The sequence below is a fragment of the Agrococcus versicolor genome (genome assembly GCF_039531815.1).
In the GTDB taxonomy this organism is placed as follows: Bacteria; Actinomycetota; Actinomycetes; order Actinomycetales; family Microbacteriaceae; genus Agrococcus; species Agrococcus versicolor.
This window is the reverse complement of record NZ_BAAAQT010000008.1, coordinates 271,098-289,695: the sequence shown is the minus strand read 5'-3', so window position 1 is coordinate 289,695 and position 18,598 is coordinate 271,098. Positions and strand designations below refer to the sequence as shown.

Below are 18,598 nucleotides of genomic sequence, written 5' to 3'. Positions count from 1 at the left end.
GCGACGCCGGCCGTCAGCGGCGGGGGCGGAGCCGTTCAAGCTGGGTGACGTGCTGGGGTCCGAGCTCTTCGAGGGCGTGGACGCCGAGGAGGCGCATGGTGCGGGCGATCTCGTCGGTGAGGATGGCGAGGGCGCGGTTGACGCCTGCTTGGCCTCCGGCCATGAGGCCGTAGAGGTAGGCGCGGCCGATCATGGTGGAGCGGGCGCCGAGGGCGATGGCGGCGACGATGTCGGTGCCGGACATGATGCCGGTGTCGAGGTGGATCTCGACGTCGGCGCCGACCTCCTTCGCGACCTCGGGGAGGAGCAGGAAGGGCACGGGGGCGCGGTCGAGCTGGCGGCCGCCGTGGTTGGAGAGGGTGATGGCGTCGACGCCGAGGTCGGCGAGGCGCCTCGCGTCGGCGAGGGATTGGACGCCCTTGACGACGATGGGGCCGTCCCAGGCGGCGCGGACCTCTTCGAGGGCGTCGTAGTCGACGGACGGGTCGAACATGGTGTCGAGGAGCTCGGCGACGGTGCCGTCCCATTCGGAGATCGCGGCGAACTCGATGGGGGCGCCGGTGAGGAACGACCACCACCATTCGACCTTGGGTGCGGCGTCGAGCATGGCGGTGGGGGTGAGGCGCGGGGGGAACTGCATGCCGTTGCGGCGGTCGCGGTGACGGGCGCCGGCGACGGGGGTGTCGACGGTGATGTGGAGGGCGTCGTAGCCGGCGGCCTTCGCGCGGTGGACGAGCTCGATCGAGCGGGAGCGGTCGCGCATCATGTAGAGCTGCATCCACAGCCGTCCGGTGGGGGAGGCGGCGCGGGTGTGCTCGATCGAGGTGGTGCCGAGGGTCGAGAGGGTGAAGGGGATGCCGTAGGCGGCGGCCGAGCGTGCGCCGGCGGTCTCGCCGGCGGTGTGCATGAGGCGGGTGAACCCGGTCGGCGCGATCGCCAGCGGATACGCGGAGCGGGTGCCGAGCACGTCCCAGCCGGTGGAGACCGTCGAGACGTCCTCGAGGACGGTGGGATGCAGCTCGATGTCCTGGAACGCCTGGCGTGCACGGGCCAGGCCCACCTCGTCCTCGGCGGCGCCGTCGGTGTAGTCGAACGGCCCCTTCGGGGTGCGGCGCTTCGCGATCGCTCGAAGGTCCCAGATGTTCGACGCCCGTCGCAGTCGCGTCTCGGCGGGGTTCGTGATCGTCGACAGGTCGATCATCGTCCGGACCAGGTCGATCGGGGACTGCGCGGCCATGGCGGCTCCTGGCTTCGTACGGTGGAACGACGTCGGTATGACGTCATACGTCTATCATGGCGATCCGACGCCCGAAGGGGAACCGGATCGCCGTCTCTCGGCGACAGGGTCGCACATCTCGCGCCGCGAGCCCAGGGCGGATCCGGCGCGCGACGGATGCGTCGCAGGCCGTCGCGGCGCCGCGATCAGCTCGCGAGCAGCAGCGTCAGCAGCTCGCCGACGGCGCGGCCGTTGCCGGCGACGTGCCACCGGTGGCCCCGGTGCTCGAGCACCTCGGTGCGGCCGCCGGCCGCCTCGACGAGCGCCTTGCCCGGCAGCCAGTCCCACTCGGCCGTCGAATGCTGCGCCCACACGCCGATGCGGCCGCCGGCGACCCCCGCGAGGTCGCACGACCCCGACCCGAGCACGCGCAGCGTCGCCGCACCACCGACGATCGCATGCCACGGCTCCGCGACGTCGGGGTCGTCGAGCGTCGTCGGGTGCACGTAGGTCGCGAGGCTCACCTCGGCGAGCGAGCGATCGACGAGCGGTGCCACGGGCACGCCGTCGAGCGTCGTCGCGAGGTCGCGCCCGCCGACCCAGGTCTCGCCCGTCACGGGCTGGTGCACGGCGCCGACGACGACGCCGTCGGCATCCTCGAGCGCGATCGCGCTGCACCAGTACGCGAGGCCCGAGAGGAAGTTGTAGGTGCCGTCGACCGGGTCCACGACCCATCGCCTGCCCGTGGAGCCCGCGGTCGACGCGCCCTCCTCGCCCAGCACGCCGTCGTCCGGCCGCTCGTCGCGCAGCACCTGCGCGACGAGCTCCTCGGCGGCATGGTCGGCGGCGGTCACGACGTCCGAGATCGACGTCTTGAAGCTGGCCTCGAGCCCCCCGGCGCGCATGGTCGCCGCGAGCGATCCCGCGTCGCGGACGAGTCGGATGGCGAGGTCGGCGTCGGTCACGCGTTCAGCCTAGGAGCAGCGGCCCGAGGCGCTCGGGCGCACGCGGCGGCGGCGCGAGACGGATGGCCCGCACGCGCTCGACCGCCCCGGCGCCGTCGCGGGACGCCGGGGCGGTCGAGGATCCAGATCGCGGTGCTCAGAGGCCGGGCGCGGTCGACTCGGTCGAGCGCCCCGCGTCGTCGAGCACGAAGGTGATCTCGAGCACGACCTGCCACGTGGCGATGCGGCCGTCGTCGATCCTCACCGTCTGGTCCTTGACCCACGCGCCCTCGACGCCCCGCAGGGTGGCGTTCGCACGCTCGATCCCCGTCGCGATCGCGTCCTCGAAGCTCGTGTCCGAGCGGCTCGTGATGGTCGTCACCCGGGCGACGCTGCTGGTCATGTCCGTCCTCCTTCGTGTCGGTGCGCAGCAGTCAACGGCGGCTGGCACGCACGCCGGGACCCCGTTGCGATCGCACCGTGCGTGTGGGTCGCGCGATGCGCAGCATCCGCGACGCCGTCGCGCAAGCGCTCGACGCGATCCCGTCGGTCTGCGCACGCTGGAGCCTCGAACGAAGGGAACGCACCATGAAGGTCGCCGTCATCTACTACTCGTCGACGGGCACGAACCACCGCCTCGCGCAGGAGGTCGCCGCCGGAGCGGAGGAGGCAGGGGCCGAGGTGCGTCTGCGCCGCGTCGCCGAGCTCGCGCCCGAGGCCGCGATCGACTCGAACCCCGCATGGCGCGCCCACGTCGACGAGGTGGCGCCCGCCGTCGAGGAGGCGACGCTCGACGACCTCGAGTGGGCCGACGCGTACGCGTTCGGCACGCCGACGCGCTTCGGGCTGCCGGCGGCGCAGCTGAAGCAGTACATCGACTCGGCGAGCGGGCCGTGGGGCCGAGGCGTCATGGCGGGCAAGGCCGTCACGAGCTTCACGTCGGCGATGAACGCGCACGGCGGCCTCGAGTCGACGATCCTCGCGCTCAACAACGTCTTCTACCACTGGGGCAGCGTCATCGTCCCGCCCGGCTACACCGACGACCTCCTCTACGCGGCGGGCGGCAACCCGTACGGCACGAGCCACGCGACGGGCACCGAGGGCGAGCCGCCGTCGACGGCCGTGCTCGCCGCCGCGCGCTACCAGGGTCGTCGGCTCGCAGAGATCGGCGCGCGGCTCGTCGACTGACCCGTGCCGCGACGTGGGCGCGCCCTCTCGGCGCGTCCACGTCGCGACCGCCTAGCCTGTCGTCGATGAGCGAGCACCTGGAACTCGGCCCTGCCCCGCGACCCACGACCGGCGACGACCTCGTCGCCCGCATCCGCACCGCGGTGCTGCGCGACGCGACCGACGCGCTGCGACCCGGCGTCGAGCGGCTGCTCGACGGCCTCGTCGCGACGGTCGAGGGCGCCGACGTCGTCTCGCTCGACCTCGACGGCACGGGCGTGCGGCTCGACGGCCTCCTCGCCGACGACGCCGGCGTGGGCGACCTGCTGCCCACGAGCGCGGCAGACGTCATCGCCTCCGAGCCGGGCGTGCTGCGGCTGCTCACGGTGCGCGCGCATCCCATCCACGTCGAGGGCGTGCCCGTCGAGCTCGGGCTGACGCTCGAGGACCTGCGCATCCGCTGGGTCGAGGTCGCGGGCGGCACGGTCGGCCTCGACGTCGTCGAGCCCGACGAGGCGCACCCGGTGCGCGGGCATCTGCGCGTCGAGGCGCCGCAGGCCGAGCTCGTCGAGGTCGTGCGGGGCATCGCGGAGCGCACCGCCGCCGAGCAGGGGGTCGAGCTGCGCGAGCTCGACGTCCGCCTCACGTCCGACGGCCCGCGCACGGTGCGTGCCGAGATGGACGCACGCGTCAAGAAGGGCTTCCTGGGTGCGCCCGCGTCGGCGTCCGCGACCCTTCGCGTCGACGACGCGCTGCGCGTGCACGTCGAGGACCTGCGCGTCACGTCGTCGAACGTGCTCGTCGCAGGCCTGCTCGGCGCGGTCCGGGGCCGCATCGAGGATCGCGTGCGCGAGCCGATCGACCTCGCGGCCCAGCTGCCGGCTGGCGTGCGTCTCACGGACGTGCGTGTCGAGGCCGGGGAGCGCATCGGCGTCGAGGCGCGCCTGGGCTGATCCCGCCGTCGTCGCCTCGCCGCCGACGCCCACCGTCTCGCGCCCCGCGCGAGGGTCCCTCCCGCATGTCCTCTCGTCCGGGTTTAATGATTTCGGATGTGAACCACCCGTGGCTCAACTATCTCGTCTGATGTCCTGATTGACTGGGGATCTTCCCGCGCGGATCACGCAGGAAGTAGTCGTTTTCAGTGAGCAACCATCACCGAGTCGAGAGTCGCGAGTGGGAACGTACGGACACCGGGCATGGGACGAGCTCCTCGTGCCCGCCCTCGAGGAGACGGCGCCGGAGGTGGCGCACGCGCTCGCATCGCTGCGGGCCGCGGAGGCGTCGCTGCAGCGTCGCCGCAGCGCCTCCGCGCGCCCTCGATCGGTGGAGCGCGCCGTGCTGCGACACGTCGTCGAGCAGGCGGATGCGGACGAGCCTGCGACCCCGTCGCGCATCGCCGAGCTCGCGGGCCTGACGCGACCGACCGTGTCGGTCGCGCTCCGGCGGCTCGAGGAGCATGGGCTCGTGCGCAGGCAGCGGCACGCGCGCGACGGGCGCCGACGCATCGTCGTGCCGGCGCCGCACGTCGACCTCCTCGCCGGCGACGCCGAGCTCGTCGACGACATCCGCGCGATCACCGAGCGGCTCACGTCCGAGCAGGCGGCCTTCCTCGTCACCTTCCTCGAGGGGCTGCGACGGGCGATCGACGAGGTCGACGCCTAGGCGCGCCTCGCCGTCGCGCCGACGGGTCGCGGCAGATCGTGCTCGTCGTGCGCAGTCGGATGGAGCACGGCCGTCATCGTCGGCCGACCCGCTGCCGCGTGCGCCAGGGTGCGCACAGGTCGACGCCCTCGGCGTGGTTGGCCTCGTGCATCATGTGCTCGAGCCGGGCGGGCTCGAGGCCGGCGCCGGCGCCGGAGGTGCGGATGACGACGTCGGCGGCGCAGCGCAGCCACAGCCGCTCCCTCGCCGCGTCGTCGCTGCGGACGCGCACGAGGAACGGCTCCTTGCGTCGCATCTTGGTCACCATGACCACGGTGAAGTGCCGCAGGGCGTCGTCGTCGAGCTCGAAGCTCGCCGTTCCGTAGTGCAGGGTTCCCATCGCTGCTCCTGTCTCGCGAGGTCCTTCTACCCCGGAGACGGGGGCATCGGGGTACGGCCGTCGCGACGACGGTACTTGTACGCTGATCGAGATGGTTGCGAGACGCAACGATCTCGGTCCGGCTCCGCTGTGCTGGACCCGACGAAGGCACGCGGGGACGAGGGGGTGTCGGGCATGGATGACCCGACGAGCGTCGCGTACGCGATCGAGGAGCTCCGCCTCGCCGAGTTGCGGCTCGACCGCCGACGCGAGGCCGCCTCGAAGCCCGGCGCGACCGAGCGCGCCGTGCTGCGCCACACGTTCGAGCGCTCCGACGCCGGCGATCCAGCGACGCCGTCCGACCTCGCCGACTACGTCGGCCTCAGCCGCTCGGCGATCTCGATCATGCTGCGACGCCTCGAGCGCCAGGGCCTCGTGCGCACGCTGCGCCACCCCGGCGACGGCCGGCGACGCGTCGTGATGCCCGTGAGCCGCAACGACCACCTCGGCGGCGACGACCTCCTGACCGACCGCATCCGCGAGGTGACCCGCCGGCTCACCGACGAGCAGGCGGCGTTCGTGACCGACGTGCTCGAGGAGCTGCGCGAGGTCGTCGACCGCACCGAGGTCACCTCGGGCGACCCGAGCTGATCGCGACCTCCCGCCCTCCCGCGCGCACCCGCATCCACGGATCCACGCGCTCCGTGCCGACACGGGCTCGAAACACGAGCCCCGCTAGGCTCGCGACATGGGTGACCTGTTCGACGACTACGACAAGCCCTTCGCGAATCCTCCGAGGCGCACGGGCACCCCGTGGGACGAGATGTTCGACGAGTCGGGCACCCCTCGCACCCCGTACCGCGAGATCCACACGGCCCTCGAGGACATGACGCAGCAGGAGCTGCGCGGCCGCGCCGACGCGCTCGCCCGCTCCTACCTCGCGCAGGGCGTCACGTTCGACTTCGCCGGCGAGGAGCGCCCCTTCCCGCTCGATCCCGTGCCGCGCATCATCACGAGCGAGGACTGGGCGCACGTCGAGTCGGGCGTCAGGCAGCGCGTCCTCGCGCTCGAGGCGTTCCTCGCCGACATGTACGGCCCGCAGCGCGCCGTCGAGGACGGCATCATCCCCGCAGCCCTGATCTCGTCGTCGACCCACTTCCACCGCCAGGCGGCGGGCGTCGCGGGCGCGAACGGCGTGCGCATCCACGTCTCGGGCATCGACCTCATCCGCGACCAGGAGGGCGAGTGGCGCGTGCTCGAGGACAACGTGCGCGTGCCCTCCGGCGTCTCGTACGTCATCTCGAACCGACGCATGATCGCGCAGACGTTGCCGGAGATGTTCTCGTCGATGCGCGTGCGCCCCGTCGGCGAGTACCCCGACCGGCTGCTGCAGGCGCTGCGCGCGTCGGCGCCCGCGGGCGTCGAGAACCCGACGGTGGTCGTCCTCACCCCCGGCGTCTTCAACTCCGCGTACTTCGAGCACACGCTGCTCGCCCGACTCATGGGCGTCGAGCTCGTCGAGGGCCGTGACCTGTTCACGAGTGGCGGCCGCGTCTACATGCGCACGACGAACGGCCCGACGCGCGTCGACGTCATCTACCGCCGCGTCGACGACGAGTACCTCGACCCGCTGCAGTTCCGCCCCGACTCGATGCTCGGCAGCCCCGGGCTGATGCTCGCGGCGCGCCTCGGCAACGTCACGATCGCGAACGCGGTCGGCAACGGCATCGCCGACGACAAGCTCGTCTACACGTACGTGCCCGAGCTCATCCGCTACTACCTCGGCGAGGAGCCCATCCTCAAGAACGTCGACACGTGGCGACTCGAGGACGAGGGTGCGCTCGAGGAGGTGCTGTCGAGGCTCCACGAGCTCGTCGTGAAGCCCGTCGACGGATCGGGCGGCAAGGGCCTCGTCGTCGGCCCCGACGCGACGCCCGAGGAGCTCGACGAGCTGCGCGCACGCCTCATCGCCGACCCGCGCGGCTGGATCGCGCAGCCCGTCGTGCAGCTGTCGACCATCCCCACCCTCGTCGAGGACGGCATGCGGCCCCGCCACGTCGACCTGCGACCCTTCGCGGTGCACGACGGCCACGACGTGTGGGTCCTGCCCGGCGGCCTCACCCGCGTGGCGCTGCCCGAGGGGCAGCTGGTCGTGAACTCGTCGCAGGGCGGCGGGTCGAAGGACACGTGGGTGCTCGGCGACCCGCGCGAGCCGGTCGCGAGCGTCGACGCCGACGACGAGTTCGGCGGGTCGGGCGAGCCCATGACCAGGCCGATCAGCATCGTCGGGCACGAGCACCGCCAGGACCAGAGCCCGCAGGATGCCGCGAGCACCCGGCAGGCCGAGCAGCAGCAGCAGCTGCGCGACGAGGACGGAGTGCCAGCATGCTGAGTCGCATCGCCGAGAGCCTGTTCTGGATCGGCCGCTACATCGAGCGGGCCGACGGCACCGCCCGCATCCTCGACGTCTACCTGCAGCTGCTGCTCGAGGACACGTTCGTCGACGAGGACACCGCGTGCCGTGCGCTGCTGGCCGTCATGGGCAACGACGCGCCGCCAGACCGCACGCTGCGCCGCGGCGACGTCATCGCGTCGCTCGCGATCGACCGCATGGAGACCACGTCGATCGCGTACTCCGTCAACGCCGCCCGCGAGAACGCCCGTCGCGCCCGCGAGATCATCTCCACCGAGCTGTGGGAGGTGCTCAACACGACGCACTCGGGCATGCCCAGGCGCGTGTCGGGCGAGAAGGTGCACGAGCTGTTCGGCTGGGTGCGCGAGCGCGCCGCGCTCGCGACCGGCATCGCCGACTCGACCGCGAGCCGCGACGACGCCTGGTCGTTCATGACCCTCGGCCGCTCGCTCGAGCGCGCCGACATGACGGCGCGCCTGCTCGCGACGCGCGCGCTCACCGAGGACGCCGGACCGTCGTGGACGACGATCCTGCGCTCCGTGGGCGCCTACGAGGCGTACCTGCGCACGTATCGCGGCGTGCCGTCCTCGACGAACGCCGCCGAGTTCCTCATGCTCGACCGCCTCTTCCCCCGCTCGATCCTGTTCAGCGTCCTGCGCGCCGAGCAGTGCCTGCGCGACATCGAGCCGCGCCACGAGCGAGTCGGCTACGGCGACAGCGCGCAGCGCATGCTCGGCCAGGTGCGCGCCGAGCTCGAGTTCCGACCCATCGGCGAGATCATCGCCGACCTGCCGAGCGTCATGGACGCGGTGCAGACCACGACCACCAAGGTCTCGGAGGCGGTGCGCGAGCGCTACTTCCCGACCCACAACCTGCCCGCATGGGTGGGAGAGCGAGCATGAGCCGCATCCGCATCCGCCACACCACCGGCTACCGCTACAAGGCGCCCGCCGTCGCGTCGTACAACGAGGCGCGCATGCTGCCGTCGACGAGCGACGGGCAGTTCGTCATCTACTCGAACCTCGACGTGCGCCCCTCGACGTCCGTCAACACCTACGAGGACTACTGGGGCACCAAGGTCACGTCGTTCGACGTGCTCTCGCCGCACACCGAGCTGCAGCTGACCGCGACGAGCCTCGTGGAGGTGCGCCCGCGCCTGACCGGCGGGCACGACATCACGTGGGAGCAGCTCGCGAAGGTGTCGCGTCGCGCGACGACGTACGTCGAGCAGCTGGGCCAGACCGACCGGACGCGGCCACTCGACGACCTCGCCGAGCGCGCCCGCAGGTTCGTCGACGAGACCGAGACCCCCGGCGAGGCGGCCGCGGCCATCGCGCGCTACGTCGGCGAGGAGATGCAGTACATGTCGGGCGTGACGCACGTGCACACGAACGCGCACGAGGCGTGGGCGAAGCGCAAGGGCGTCTGCCAGGACATCGCGCACGTGACCATCGGTGCGCTGCGGTCCGTCGGCATCCCGGCGAAGTACGTCTCCGGCTACCTGCACCCGCGCCCGAACGCCCAGATCGGCGAGACGGTCGTGGGCGAGTCCCACGCGTGGGTCGAGTGGTTCACGGGCGACTGGCAGGCGTGGGACCCCACGAACCTCATCGACATCGGCGAGCGCCACGTCAAGGTCGGCTACGGCCGCGACTACAACGACGTCGCGCCGCTGCGCGGCGTGTACGCCGGCGCCGGCGGGTCCGAGCTGTTCGTGACCGTGGAGATCACGAAGGAGTCCTAGCGGTTCGCGAATTCGTCGCCTGCCTTCGATGAATTCCGCGATCGGTGTTGCGCATTCTCGAATGATGCGGATATGCTCGCTCTCGTCCACGGCGCACGCCGCATTCCCGTCGAGAGAGGAGCAGCCCATGGTCACGAACGCAACGCGCATCCGCCCGGTGCTCTTCTCCGGGTCGCACTAGCGCCGCGAGCACGTCGGCACCGCCGGCCGTGAGGCGCATCGCCTCGCAGCCCCCGTGCATCGTCTGCCCACGCAGCGCCCGTCTCCCCGCCTGAGCCGCACCGGCTCGCGCCGCGGAGCCGAGCACGCGTCGGCGTGATCGCGTCACGACACCGAGCCCGACGGGCTCGCATCCCGAGCCCAACGGGCTCGCATCACGCTCGCATTCGCGAGTGCATGCTCGAATCGCATTCCTCGCGCAATTCCCTTCGCGCGCCGCGTGCATTCTGCGCGCCATTCGGCGCGCGCTCGAGCGCGCATTCGCGAATGCGGCCACCCCCATATCGGCGCGCCGTCGCGCCCGCATTCGAAGGACCCTCCATGTCGACCCTGACCCGACCCGTGCGGCTCGCATCCGTGCGACCTGCGAGCCCAGCCAGGCGTGCGCTCCTGGCGCTCGCCGAGGTGCTGGCGCGCATCGCGTTGCACCGCCCCGACCGACGCGCGACGACCGTGCGCGCCGAGGCCGAGGAGCGCCGCGATCGCGACGCGCTCCGGCTCATCGCGCTCGCCCCGCCGCTGCGATGACCACCGACGGCGCGAGCCCCGGCCCGCGCATCCGCCCACGAGGGGCCGTCCGCCACGGACGGCCCCTCGTCCGTCGTGCGCGCGTACGCTGACGCCATGACCCGCCCGGGCGATGCGGCACGGCTCGACCTCGAGACCCTCGTCGCGATGCGGCGCGTGCGCGACCGGATGGATCGCGACCACGCGCAGCCCCTCGACCTCGATGCCCTCGCCCGCTCGGTGCACCGGGCGTCCGGCACGCTGTCGCGGCAGTTCCGCATCGCCTTCGGCGAGACCCCCTACCGATACCTCATGACCCGGCGCATCGAGCGTGCGATGGTGCTGCTGCGCCGCGGCGACCTCTCGGTGACGGAGGTCGGCCTCGCCGTGGGCTGGCAGTCGCTCGGCACGTTCTCGACGCGGTTCGCCGAGCTCGTCGGCGTGCCGCCGAGCGTGTACCGCGACGAGGGCGCGCCCTTCCAGGAGGGGATGCCGCCATGCATCGTGCGCATGCTCACGAGACCGGTGAGGAATCGAGAAGCCGCCAGGGCCCCCGCGCTCGTACGGTAGGCGCATGGGCATCACGATCCACTCGAGCTTCCTCCCGCACGTCGACGCGGAGGCCTCGCTGACGTTCTACCGCGACGTCCTCGGCTTCGAGGTGCGGCTCGACGTCGGCGCCGGGCGGATGCGCTGGATCACCGTCGGGCCCGAGGGCCAGCCCGACACCGCGATCGTGCTGCATCCCGCCACCGTCGCGCGCGAGCTCACCGACGACGAGCGCGTGCTCATCGACGAGCTCGTCGCCAAGGGCTCGTACTTCGGCGTCAACCTCGCGACCGACGACCTCGACGCGACGTTCGCCGCCCTCGAGGCCGCGGGCGCCGACGTCGTGCAGGAGCCCATCGAGCAGGACTACGGCCTGCGCGACGCCGCCGTGCGGGATCCCGCCGGCAACCTCATCCGCATCCAGCAGACCAGGAGCACCCCATGACGAAGTCCGGATTCAGCGACGACGAGCGCGCCGCGATGCAGCAGCGCGCCGAGGAGCTGCGCACGACGAAGGGCCTCAAGGGAGCCGCGCGGATCGCACGCGAGCTCGAGGCGTGCGTCGAGGCCATCGACGGGCTCGACGGCGTCGACCGCGACGTCGCCTCGACGCTGCACCGCATCGTGACCGAGGTCGCGCCGCAGCTCGCTCCGAAGACCTGGTACGGCTTCCCGTCGTACGCCGACGACGGCGGCGTCGTCGTGTTCTACCAGCCGGCGTCGAAGTTCGGCACGCGCTACGGCACCGTCGGATTCCAGGAGGGCGCACGGCTCGACGACGGCCCGATGTGGCCGACGGTGTTCGCGGTCGTCGAGGTGACGCCGGCGGTCGAGCAGCGGCTGCGCGAGCTCGTCGCGAAGGCCGTCGCGACCGCCTGAGCCGTTCGGCCGGGGCCGAACGGTCGAGACGCCTGGCACGTCCGCCGCGCGCGTCGCAAGGGCCCGGCGCGAACGCTGCGACCTTCCTAGGCTCGGGCGGATGGCTGCTGCATCGATGACGTCGGGCGCGGCGGGCGAGGCTGGGAGCCGACCGCGTCGCGTGGCGAGGCGAGCGCTCGGCGCGCTGACCTCGCGCGACCGGCTCGTGCTCGCCGCGAAGGCCGCGGGCGCCGCGACGATCGCGTGGCTCATCGCGCGGTCGATGCCGGGCTTCCTCGACCAGTACGCCTTCTACGCGCCCTTCGGCGCCGTCGTCGCGATGATGCCGTCGGCGGTCGAGTCGCTGCGCACCGGCTGGCAGACGGTGCTCGGGCTGCTGATCGGCGGTGCGCTCGCCATCGGCACGATCGCCATCGGGCTCCACGGCCTCGTGACCGTGCCGCTCATCGTGATCGTCGCCATCCTCGTCGGCGGCATGCTGCCGCCCGGTCCCGGCCGCGACTACGTGCCGGTCGCGGCGATCTTCGTGCTCATCGCCGGCGGTGGCGACGCCGAGGCGTACGGCATCGCCTACGTCGTGCTCACCGGCATGGGGGTCGTGATCGGCGCGGCCGTGAACCTCACGGTGCTGCCGCCGCTGCGCACCGTGCCGGTCGAGACGCACCTCGAGTCGCTGCGGTCGGCGACCGCTCGACTGCTCGACGACCTCGCGGATGCGATGGAGGACGCCGAGCAGCCGCCCGTGTCGATCGAGGAGCGCGCCGCCGGGCTGCAGGCCGTCGCCGACGACGTGCGCGACGCGCTGTGGGATGCGCAGCGCACCCGGCGCGCGAACCTCCGCGCCCGCGGCGGGCGCTTCGCGGTGAGCGGCAGCGAGCGCGCCCTCGGCTCGCTGCAGGCGGGGGTGCGCGACCTCACGGCGCTCGCCTCCGTCGTCTCCGAGGAGCGCGTCACGCCCGACGTGCCCGACGCGCTGTCCGTCGAGGCCCGCGTTGCCGTCGCGGAGGCGCTGCGCGCGCTCGCGATCGCGCAGGTGGGCGGCGAGCAGGAGTCCGGCGCGGTCGCGTCGACGTCGCAACGAGCTCGCGGCCTGCTGCTGTCGTGGGAGCCGCCGACGCGCGCCGCCGCCGCGGCGGTCGGGGCGATCGCGCACCACCTCGGGGCGCTCGAGCAGCAGGCGACGGGGAGGCGGCCGGGCGACGCCTGACGGGCCGTGCCGGCCCGCCGGATCCACGTGTCAGCGGCACGTCGAGCGCGCTGCACGTCCCGGTGACGTGTGCGGCGTGGATGCGGCGGCGATCGCCGCCGCTCGCGCATGACACCCCGTGACGTGCGCGGGCGCGCGCGGCCGGACGCACGGCCTAGCCTGGCTGCATGGCCGATCGCGAGTACGGGTTCCGCACGCGCGCCATCCACGCAGGCAACATCCCCGATGCCGTGCACGGATCGCGTGCGCTCCCCATCCACCAGTCCACGGCGTTCGTGTTCGACGACTCCGCCGACGCCGCGGCCCGCTTCGCGCTGCAGAAGTACGGCAACGTCTACTCGCGGCTGTCGAACCCGACGGTCGCGGCGTTCGAGGAGCGCATCGCGAGCCTCGAGGGCGGCATCGGCGCGCTCGCGACGGCGTCGGGCCTCGGCGCCGAGTTCATCGTGTTCGCCGCCCTCGCCGGTGCGGGCGACCACATCGTCGCGGCCTCGAGCCTCTACGGCGGCACGGTGACGCAGCTCGACGTCACGCTGCGTCGCTTCGGCGTGGAGACGACGTTCGTCGCCTCCGACGACCCCGCCGACTTCGCCGCCGCGATCACCGACCGCACGCGCCTCGTGTTCGTCGAGACGGTGTCGAACCCCTCCGGCGCCGTCGCCGACCTCGAGGGCCTCGCCGACGTCGCGCACGCCGCCGGCATCCCGCTCGTCGTCGACGCGACGATCGCCACCCCGTACCTCAACCGCCCCATCGAGTGGGGCGCCGACATCGTCGTGCACTCCGCGACGAAGTTCCTCGGCGGCCACGGCACGACGCTCGGCGGCGTCGTCGTCGAGTCGGGCCGCTTCGACTGGGCGAACGGCCGCTTCCCGCTGCTCGACGAGCCCGTGCCGCACTACGGCGGCATCACCTGGAACGGCAACTTCGGCGAGTACGCGTTCCTCACCCGCCTGCGCGCAGAGCAGCTGCGCGACATCGGGCCCGTGCTGTCGGCGCAGTCGGCCGCGCAGCTCGCGCAGGGCGTCGAGACGCTGCCGCTGCGCATGCAGAGCCACGTCGAGAACGCCCGCGCCGTGGCCGAGTGGCTCGAGCAGGATGCGCGGATCGAGCGCGTCTCGTGGGCCGGGCTGCCGTCGCACCCGCATCACGAGCGGGCCGCGAAGTACCTGCCGAAGGGCCCCGGCTCGGTGTTCTCGTTCGACGTCGCCGGCGGTCGCGCCGTCGGCCAGCGCCTCATCGAGGGCGTCGACCTCGCGAGCCACGTCGCCAACATCGGCGACACGAAGACGCTCATCATCCACCCCGGATCCACGACGCACGCGCAGCTCACCGAGCAGCAGCTGCTGGATGCGGGCGTCGGCCCCGGCCTCGTGCGCATCTCGGTGGGCCTCGAGGACGTCGACGACATCATCCACGACCTCGACCAGGCGCTCGCGCGCGCGACGGAGGACCGATGACCGACACCCGGACCGCCGTCGACGAGCCGCAGGGCGACGCCGAGGTCGTGCAGCTGCAGAACGGCCTGACGTGCTCGGTGCCCGCCTCGTCGCCGCTCGCGCGCCTGCTGCGATCGCAGCGCACGTGGGTCGGGCCCGACGCGAGGCAGCGGCTCGCGATCCTCCGCGCCGCGAAGACCGTCGCGATCGTCGGGGCCTCGCCGAACCCGACGCGCTCGTCGTACTTCGTCGGCACGTACCTGCAGCAGTCGAGCGACCTCGACGTCTGGTTCGTGAACCCGAACGCGACCGAGATCCTCGGCCAGCCCGTCTACCCCGACCTGCGGTCGCTGCCGGGCGTGCCCGACATCGTCGTCGTGTTCCGCAAGGCGTCGGACATCCCGTCGGTCGTCGACGACGTGGTCGCGATCGGCGCGAGCACCATCTGGGTGCAGCTGGGCATCTGGAACGAGGAGGCCGCGTACGACGCCGAGGCGCGCGGGCTCACGGTCGTGATGGACCGCTGCATCAAGGTCGAGCACGCCCGATTCCACGGCGGCCTGCACCTGCTGGGCTTCGACACCGGGCAGATCAGCTCGCGGCGCACGCTGCGCTGACCGCCCACGCAGCCGACCCGTCCAGCATCCACCCGTAGCCTCTCGGCATGACCGCCGTCGCGCCGCCGCTCCCCACCGCGCCGCTGCCGCCGGAGCACGCGCGCGCCGCGCGCCGTGCTGGCGCCATCGGGGGCGCGCTCGTGGGCGTCGGCCTGCCGCTCGCGGCCTCCCCGCTCATCGCCTGGGCGTTCACCGCCTTCTGGCTCTGGAGCCTCTCGCTGACGGGACCCGGCATCGACGAGCCCCTGCCCGAGGACGTCGCGTACTTCCGCCAGATGGGCGACCTCATGGCGTCGCCGATCGCCATCGCGATCGGGTTCCTCTGCGTGCTCGTCGGCGGCGGGCTCGTCGCGCTCGGGATCGTGGCCGGCATGCGACGCCTGCGTCGTGCAGGCGTGCACCGCCCGGTCGGCGTGCTGCTGCTCGGTCTGCTGCTCGCACGCCTCGGCTCCTGGGTGGTCGCAGCGGTGAGCGGACTCCCGGAGATGCTCGGCGTCGCCTGGGTGCCGGCGCTCATGCTCACCCCGACGGTGGACGGCCTCGACGGGCCCGGGGCCGCGCTCGAGATGCTGCCGGTGACGATCGTCGCGACTGCGGCGATGGTGGTCGTCGGCGCGGTCGCCGCCGCCGGCGTATGGCTCGGGATCGGTCTGCTCACGACGTGGGGGATGGCGGCGGCGCTTCGAGCGCGGGTGCCCCTGACGTGGCAGCAGGCGCCGTGGCAGCCGGCGGCGTGGCAGCCCGGAGCCCTGCAGTCGACGTCGGGCGGGCCGCAGCCCGCCCCCTGACGCGCCGCGTCAGCGCACGTGGTGCCGGCCGCGCGGCACGACGAGCGGCGAGCCGCTCACAGGATCCTCGACCACGATCGACTCGAGCCCGAGCACCTCGCGCACGAGGTCGCTCGTCAGCACCTCCGACGGCGGGCCGTCGGCGACGAGCCTGCCCTCGCGCACGGCGAAGAGGTGGTCGGCGTAGCGGGCCGCGAGGTTCACGTCGTGCAGCACCATCGCGATCGTCGTGCCGCGCGCGCGGTTGAGGTCGGTGAGCAGGTCGAGCACCTCGACCTGGTGCGCGAGGTCGAGGAAGGTCGTCGGCTCGTCGAGCAGCAGCACCTCGGTCTCCTGCGCGAGCGCCATCGCGATCCACACGCGCTGGCGCTGCCCGCCCGAGAGCTCGTCGACCGGGCGGTCGGCGAGCGCGGTCGTCTCGGTGAGCTCGAGCGCACGTGCGACCGCGGCGTCGTCGCCGGGCGCCCAGCTCTGCAGCAGGCGGCGGTGCGGATGCCGGCCGCGGGAGACGAGGTCGGCGACGACGATGCCCTCGGGCACGATCGGCGTCTGCGGCAGCAGGCCGAGCCTGCGGGCGAGCTGCCGCGTCGGCATGGCGTGGATGTCGGCGCCGTCGAGCACGACCGATCCCGTCGACGGCTTGAGCAGCCGGGCGAGCACGCCGAGCAGCGTCGACTTGCCGCTCGCGTTCGCGCCGATGATGACGCTGATGCGCCCGGCGGGGACCGCGATGCCGATGCCGTCGAGCACGGGGCGATCGCCGTAGCCGGCGACGATGTCGACGCCGGCGAGCGACGTCGTCGTGCGTGCGGTGGCGTCGGTCTCGGGAGCCTCGCTCACAGGGAACCTCCGGTTCGGCTCTGTCGCATGAGCAGCAGGAGCAGGTAGGGCGCGCCGATGATGCCCGTGATGATGCCGACGGGGAAGCGCAGGTCGAACGCGTGCTGGCCCAGCAGGTCGCACAGCAGCACGAGCGTCGCGCCCGTGAGGCCCGCGGGCAGGATGCTGCGCGAGCCGGGGCCCGTCATGCGTGCGGCGATGGGGCCGGCGAGGAAGGCGACGAAGGCGATGGGTCCCGTGGCGCTCGTGGCGACGGCGGACAGCGCGACGGCGCCGAGCAGCAGCAGGAGGCGCACGCGCGAGGCGCGCACCCCGAGTCCGATCGCCGCGGCGTCGCCGAGCTCGAGCTGCGGCAGCCGCGTGGAGAGGACGAGGAGCAGCGGCGCGAAGAGCGCGAGGGCGACCACGAGCCAGATCACGTCGTCCCAACGCATGCCGTTGAGGGATCCGGACAGCCAGCGCATCGCCGTCGGCACGTCGAACGACGAGGCGCGCAGCAGCAGCCAGCCGACGACGGCGTCGAGCATGGCGCCGATGCCGATGCCGACGAGGATGATGCGCGCGCTCGCGGCGGAGCCGACGGAGACGGCGAGGATGATGCCGGCGGTCAGCAGGCCCACGACGAGCGCCAGGAGCGCGACCGACGCCCCCGACCAGCGCAGCACGAGGATGCCGAAGACCGCAGCGGCCGATGCGCCCGCGGTGATGCCGATGATGTCGGGGCTCGCGAGCGGATTGCGCAGCAGCCGCTGGGTCGTGACGCCGGCGATGCCGAACGCGAAGCCCGCGAGCATCGCCATGACCGCGCGCGGCATCCGCAGCGTGCCGATCGTGAAGGCGCCGTCGACGTCGGCGCCGACCGCCACGCCGACGACGTCGAGCGGCGAGTAGATGGTGTCGCCGAGCATGACCGACAGCAGCAGGAGCGTCAGCACGGAGCCCGCGAGGATGCCGACGACGATGCGCGTGCGGCGGCCGCGGCGGCGGCGGGATGCGGCGAGCGCCGCGACGTCGAGGGTCGAGACGGCCATCACAGCCCCTGCATCCGCGAGCGGCGGGCGATGACGATGAGCACGGGGGCGCCGACGAACGCGGCGACGATGCCGGCCTCGACCTCGGCGGTGTCCTGGATGAGCCTGCCGACGACGTCGGCGAGCAGCAGCAGGCCCGCTCCGCCCAGCAGCGACGCGGGCAGCAGCGCACGATGGTTGGCGCCGACGAGGAGGCGCAGGACGTGCGGCACGACGAGGCCGATGAAGCCGATCGGGCCGGCGAGCGCCGTACCCGCGCCGCACAGCACGACGCCGGCGACGGCGGCGGTGAGGCGCCACGGGCCGACGTCGACGCCGAGGCCCTTCGCGGCCTGCTCGCCGAGGGCCATGGCGTCGAGGGCCGGGGCGCTCAGCAGCCCGACGACGACGGCGATGCCGATGACGGGCGCGATCACGAGCATGCGATCCCACTCGGCACCGCCGATCCCGCCGATCTGCCACTGGCGGAAGATCGTGAGCACGTCGGTGCGCGGCAGGAGGATCGCCGAGACGAGGGAGGCGAGGGCGGCGCTCGTCGCGGCGCCGGCGAGCGCGAGCTTGATGGGGGTCGGGCCGCCGCGGCCGATCGAGCCGACGACGTAGACGAAGGCGGCGGCGAGCGCGGCGCCCACGAGCGCGAGCGACAGGTACTGCCACGGCGAGACGATGCCGAGGAAGGCGATGCCGATGACGACGGCGAGGGCGGCGCCGCCGTTGACGCCGAGGATGCCGGGGTCGGCGAGCGGGTTGCGCGTCACGCCCTGCATGAGGGAGCCGGCGAGGCCGAGCGCGGCGCCGACGAGCAGGCCGAGCACCGTGCGGGGGATGCGCTCGCGCACCGCGATCGCATCGATGGTGCCGATGGACGGGTCGAGCACCGCGCGCAGCGCGGTGAGCGGGTCGACGTCGCGCACCCCGAGGGCGAGCGACGCCACGATGGCGAGGACCACGATCGCTCCGCATGCCGCGAAGGCGATCGTGGTCCTCGTCGCGCGGCCTGCGGTTCGCCGGTCGGCGA

At 73.0% G+C, this 18,598-nt stretch carries 22 protein-coding genes; 15 read left to right on the top strand and 7 right to left on the bottom strand.

The window, feature by feature from the left end; genetic code table 11:
* Window positions 1-13: 13 nt before the first annotated feature.
* The 3 genes from ABD249_RS13750 to ABD249_RS13740 form a co-directional block, all read right to left on the bottom strand.
* Complete coding sequence (locus ABD249_RS13750; RefSeq protein WP_425546343.1) at window positions 14-1,237, bottom strand: alpha-hydroxy acid oxidase; 1,224 nt, start codon at window positions 1,235-1,237, stop codon at window positions 14-16.
* Between the two features lie 185 nt (window positions 1,238-1,422).
* Window positions 1,423-2,181: an inositol monophosphatase family protein gene (locus tag ABD249_RS13745; protein ID WP_344344511.1), complete on the bottom strand. Its 759-nt coding sequence runs from the start codon at window positions 2,179-2,181 to the stop codon at window positions 1,423-1,425.
* A 136-nt stretch (window positions 2,182-2,317) separates the two neighbouring features.
* Window positions 2,318-2,563, bottom strand: coding sequence for a dodecin family protein (locus ABD249_RS13740; protein WP_344344509.1), 246 nt, complete (start codon window positions 2,561-2,563; stop codon window positions 2,318-2,320).
* A gap of 185 nt (window positions 2,564-2,748) precedes the next feature.
* Between ABD249_RS13740 and wrbA the strand changes: the two genes are divergently transcribed.
* The 3 genes from wrbA to ABD249_RS13725 all read left to right on the top strand — a co-directional run bounded on the left by wrbA (window position 2,749) and on the right by ABD249_RS13725 (window position 4,989).
* Window positions 2,749-3,348: an NAD(P)H:quinone oxidoreductase gene (gene wrbA / locus ABD249_RS13735; protein ID WP_344344507.1), complete on the top strand. Its 600-nt coding sequence runs from the start codon at window positions 2,749-2,751 to the stop codon at window positions 3,346-3,348.
* 65 nt (window positions 3,349-3,413) lie between these two features.
* Window positions 3,414-4,280 (top strand): hypothetical protein, encoded by an 867-nt coding sequence (locus ABD249_RS13730; protein ID WP_344344505.1) that lies wholly within the window; start codon window positions 3,414-3,416, stop codon window positions 4,278-4,280.
* 259 nt (window positions 4,281-4,539) lie between these two features.
* Window positions 4,540-4,989 (top strand): MarR family transcriptional regulator, encoded by a 450-nt coding sequence (locus ABD249_RS13725; protein WP_344344503.1) that lies wholly within the window; start codon window positions 4,540-4,542, stop codon window positions 4,987-4,989.
* A gap of 73 nt (window positions 4,990-5,062) precedes the next feature.
* Here ABD249_RS13725 and ABD249_RS13720 read toward each other — a convergent pair whose 3' ends face one another.
* Window positions 5,063-5,368, bottom strand: a complete 306-nt coding sequence (locus ABD249_RS13720; RefSeq protein ID WP_344344501.1) for a DUF7882 family protein — start codon at window positions 5,366-5,368, stop codon at window positions 5,063-5,065.
* Window positions 5,369-5,542: 174 nt separating this feature from the next.
* On the opposite strand from ABD249_RS13720, the gene ABD249_RS13715 reads away from it, so the two are divergent.
* The 12 genes from ABD249_RS13715 (at window position 5,543) to ABD249_RS13660 (ending at window position 15,709) form a co-directional block, all read left to right on the top strand.
* The gene (locus tag ABD249_RS13715; protein ID WP_344344499.1) at window positions 5,543-5,998 is read left to right on the top strand and encodes a MarR family winged helix-turn-helix transcriptional regulator; all 456 of its coding nucleotides are present in this window, start codon (window positions 5,543-5,545) and stop codon (window positions 5,996-5,998) included.
* A gap of 97 nt (window positions 5,999-6,095) precedes the next feature.
* The gene (locus ABD249_RS13710; RefSeq protein WP_344344497.1) at window positions 6,096-7,739 is read left to right on the top strand and encodes a circularly permuted type 2 ATP-grasp protein; all 1,644 of its coding nucleotides are present in this window, start codon (window positions 6,096-6,098) and stop codon (window positions 7,737-7,739) included.
* Entirely contained in the window at window positions 7,733-8,662 is a 930-nt protein-coding gene (locus ABD249_RS13705) for an alpha-E domain-containing protein (RefSeq protein WP_344344495.1), read from the top strand. The genes ABD249_RS13710 and ABD249_RS13705 overlap by 7 nt, the downstream gene beginning before the upstream one ends.
* Window positions 8,659-9,504: a transglutaminase family protein gene (locus tag ABD249_RS13700; RefSeq protein WP_344344493.1), complete on the top strand. Its 846-nt coding sequence runs from the start codon at window positions 8,659-8,661 to the stop codon at window positions 9,502-9,504. Before ABD249_RS13705 ends, ABD249_RS13700 begins: the two co-directional genes overlap by 4 nt.
* Before the next feature lie 540 nt (window positions 9,505-10,044).
* Window positions 10,045-10,251, top strand: coding sequence for a hypothetical protein (locus ABD249_RS13695; RefSeq protein ID WP_344344491.1), 207 nt, complete (start codon window positions 10,045-10,047; stop codon window positions 10,249-10,251).
* A 96-nt stretch (window positions 10,252-10,347) separates the two neighbouring features.
* Window positions 10,348-10,800, top strand: coding sequence for a helix-turn-helix transcriptional regulator (locus ABD249_RS13690; RefSeq protein ID WP_344344489.1), 453 nt, complete (start codon window positions 10,348-10,350; stop codon window positions 10,798-10,800).
* 4 nt (window positions 10,801-10,804) lie between these two features.
* Window positions 10,805-11,224, top strand: coding sequence for a VOC family protein (locus ABD249_RS13685; protein ID WP_344344487.1), 420 nt, complete (start codon window positions 10,805-10,807; stop codon window positions 11,222-11,224).
* The gene (locus ABD249_RS13680) at window positions 11,221-11,658 is read left to right on the top strand and encodes an iron chaperone (protein WP_344344485.1); all 438 of its coding nucleotides are present in this window, start codon (window positions 11,221-11,223) and stop codon (window positions 11,656-11,658) included. The genes ABD249_RS13685 and ABD249_RS13680 overlap by 4 nt, the downstream gene beginning before the upstream one ends.
* Window positions 11,659-11,758: 100 nt before the next feature.
* Window positions 11,759-12,865: an FUSC family protein gene (locus ABD249_RS13675; RefSeq protein WP_344344483.1), complete on the top strand. Its 1,107-nt coding sequence runs from the start codon at window positions 11,759-11,761 to the stop codon at window positions 12,863-12,865.
* A gap of 167 nt (window positions 12,866-13,032) precedes the next feature.
* Window positions 13,033-14,325 carry an O-acetylhomoserine aminocarboxypropyltransferase/cysteine synthase family protein gene (locus ABD249_RS13670; protein ID WP_344344481.1) on the top strand — a complete coding sequence of 431 codons (1,293 nt, stop codon included), beginning with the start codon at window positions 13,033-13,035 and terminating at the stop codon, window positions 14,323-14,325.
* A complete protein-coding gene (locus ABD249_RS13665; RefSeq protein ID WP_344344480.1) occupies window positions 14,322-14,921 on the top strand; it encodes a CoA-binding protein in 600 nt (199 codons plus the stop codon). Before ABD249_RS13670 ends, ABD249_RS13665 begins: the two co-directional genes overlap by 4 nt.
* Window positions 14,922-14,968: 47 nt before the next feature.
* Window positions 14,969-15,709, top strand: a complete 741-nt coding sequence (locus ABD249_RS13660; protein WP_344344479.1) for a hypothetical protein — start codon at window positions 14,969-14,971, stop codon at window positions 15,707-15,709.
* A gap of 9 nt (window positions 15,710-15,718) precedes the next feature.
* Here ABD249_RS13660 and ABD249_RS13655 read toward each other — a convergent pair whose 3' ends face one another.
* Genes ABD249_RS13655 through ABD249_RS13645 form a run of 3 tightly spaced genes read right to left on the bottom strand, consistent with a single transcriptional unit; the run spans window position 15,719 to window position 18,530 of the window.
* Window positions 15,719-16,549 carry an ABC transporter ATP-binding protein gene (locus tag ABD249_RS13655; RefSeq protein WP_425546342.1) on the bottom strand — a complete coding sequence of 277 codons (831 nt, stop codon included), beginning with the start codon at window positions 16,547-16,549 and terminating at the stop codon, window positions 15,719-15,721.
* The gene (locus ABD249_RS13650) at window positions 16,546-17,580 is read right to left on the bottom strand and encodes a FecCD family ABC transporter permease (protein ID WP_344344477.1); all 1,035 of its coding nucleotides are present in this window, start codon (window positions 17,578-17,580) and stop codon (window positions 16,546-16,548) included. The genes ABD249_RS13655 and ABD249_RS13650 overlap by 4 nt, the downstream gene beginning before the upstream one ends.
* Window positions 17,580-18,530: a FecCD family ABC transporter permease gene (locus tag ABD249_RS13645; protein ID WP_344344475.1), complete on the bottom strand. Its 951-nt coding sequence runs from the start codon at window positions 18,528-18,530 to the stop codon at window positions 17,580-17,582. Before ABD249_RS13645 ends, ABD249_RS13650 begins: the two co-directional genes overlap by 1 nt.
* Between the last annotated feature and the right edge of the window lie 68 nt (window positions 18,531-18,598).

What these genes read in the sequence shown, in the direction of transcription:
- ABD249_RS13750 (WP_425546343.1), bottom strand. Translation starts at nt 1,237, where the DNA reads ATGGCCGCGCAGTCCCCGATCGACCTGGTCCGGACGATGATCGACCTG.
- ABD249_RS13740 (WP_344344509.1), bottom strand. Translation starts at nt 2,563, where the DNA reads ATGACCAGCAGCGTCGCCCGGGTGACGACCATCACGAGCCGCTCGGAC.
- wrbA (WP_344344507.1), top strand. Translation starts at nt 2,749, where the DNA reads ATGAAGGTCGCCGTCATCTACTACTCGTCGACGGGCACGAACCACCGC.
- ABD249_RS13730 (WP_344344505.1), top strand. Translation starts at nt 3,414, where the DNA reads ATGAGCGAGCACCTGGAACTCGGCCCTGCCCCGCGACCCACGACCGGC.
- ABD249_RS13720 (WP_344344501.1), bottom strand. Translation starts at nt 5,368, where the DNA reads ATGGGAACCCTGCACTACGGAACGGCGAGCTTCGAGCTCGACGACGAC.
- ABD249_RS13715 (WP_344344499.1), top strand. Translation starts at nt 5,543, where the DNA reads ATGGATGACCCGACGAGCGTCGCGTACGCGATCGAGGAGCTCCGCCTC.
- ABD249_RS13710 (WP_344344497.1), top strand. Translation starts at nt 6,096, where the DNA reads ATGGGTGACCTGTTCGACGACTACGACAAGCCCTTCGCGAATCCTCCG.
- ABD249_RS13705 (WP_344344495.1), top strand. Translation starts at nt 7,733, where the DNA reads ATGCTGAGTCGCATCGCCGAGAGCCTGTTCTGGATCGGCCGCTACATC.
- ABD249_RS13700 (WP_344344493.1), top strand. Translation starts at nt 8,659, where the DNA reads ATGAGCCGCATCCGCATCCGCCACACCACCGGCTACCGCTACAAGGCG.
- ABD249_RS13695 (WP_344344491.1), top strand. Translation starts at nt 10,045, where the DNA reads ATGTCGACCCTGACCCGACCCGTGCGGCTCGCATCCGTGCGACCTGCG.
- ABD249_RS13690 (WP_344344489.1), top strand. Translation starts at nt 10,348, where the DNA reads ATGACCCGCCCGGGCGATGCGGCACGGCTCGACCTCGAGACCCTCGTC.
- ABD249_RS13685 (WP_344344487.1), top strand. Translation starts at nt 10,805, where the DNA reads ATGGGCATCACGATCCACTCGAGCTTCCTCCCGCACGTCGACGCGGAG.
- ABD249_RS13680 (WP_344344485.1), top strand. Translation starts at nt 11,221, where the DNA reads ATGACGAAGTCCGGATTCAGCGACGACGAGCGCGCCGCGATGCAGCAG.
- ABD249_RS13675 (WP_344344483.1), top strand. Translation starts at nt 11,759, where the DNA reads ATGGCTGCTGCATCGATGACGTCGGGCGCGGCGGGCGAGGCTGGGAGC.
- ABD249_RS13670 (WP_344344481.1), top strand. Translation starts at nt 13,033, where the DNA reads ATGGCCGATCGCGAGTACGGGTTCCGCACGCGCGCCATCCACGCAGGC.
- ABD249_RS13665 (WP_344344480.1), top strand. Translation starts at nt 14,322, where the DNA reads ATGACCGACACCCGGACCGCCGTCGACGAGCCGCAGGGCGACGCCGAG.
- ABD249_RS13660 (WP_344344479.1), top strand. Translation starts at nt 14,969, where the DNA reads ATGACCGCCGTCGCGCCGCCGCTCCCCACCGCGCCGCTGCCGCCGGAG.
- ABD249_RS13650 (WP_344344477.1), bottom strand. Translation starts at nt 17,580, where the DNA reads ATGGCCGTCTCGACCCTCGACGTCGCGGCGCTCGCCGCATCCCGCCGC.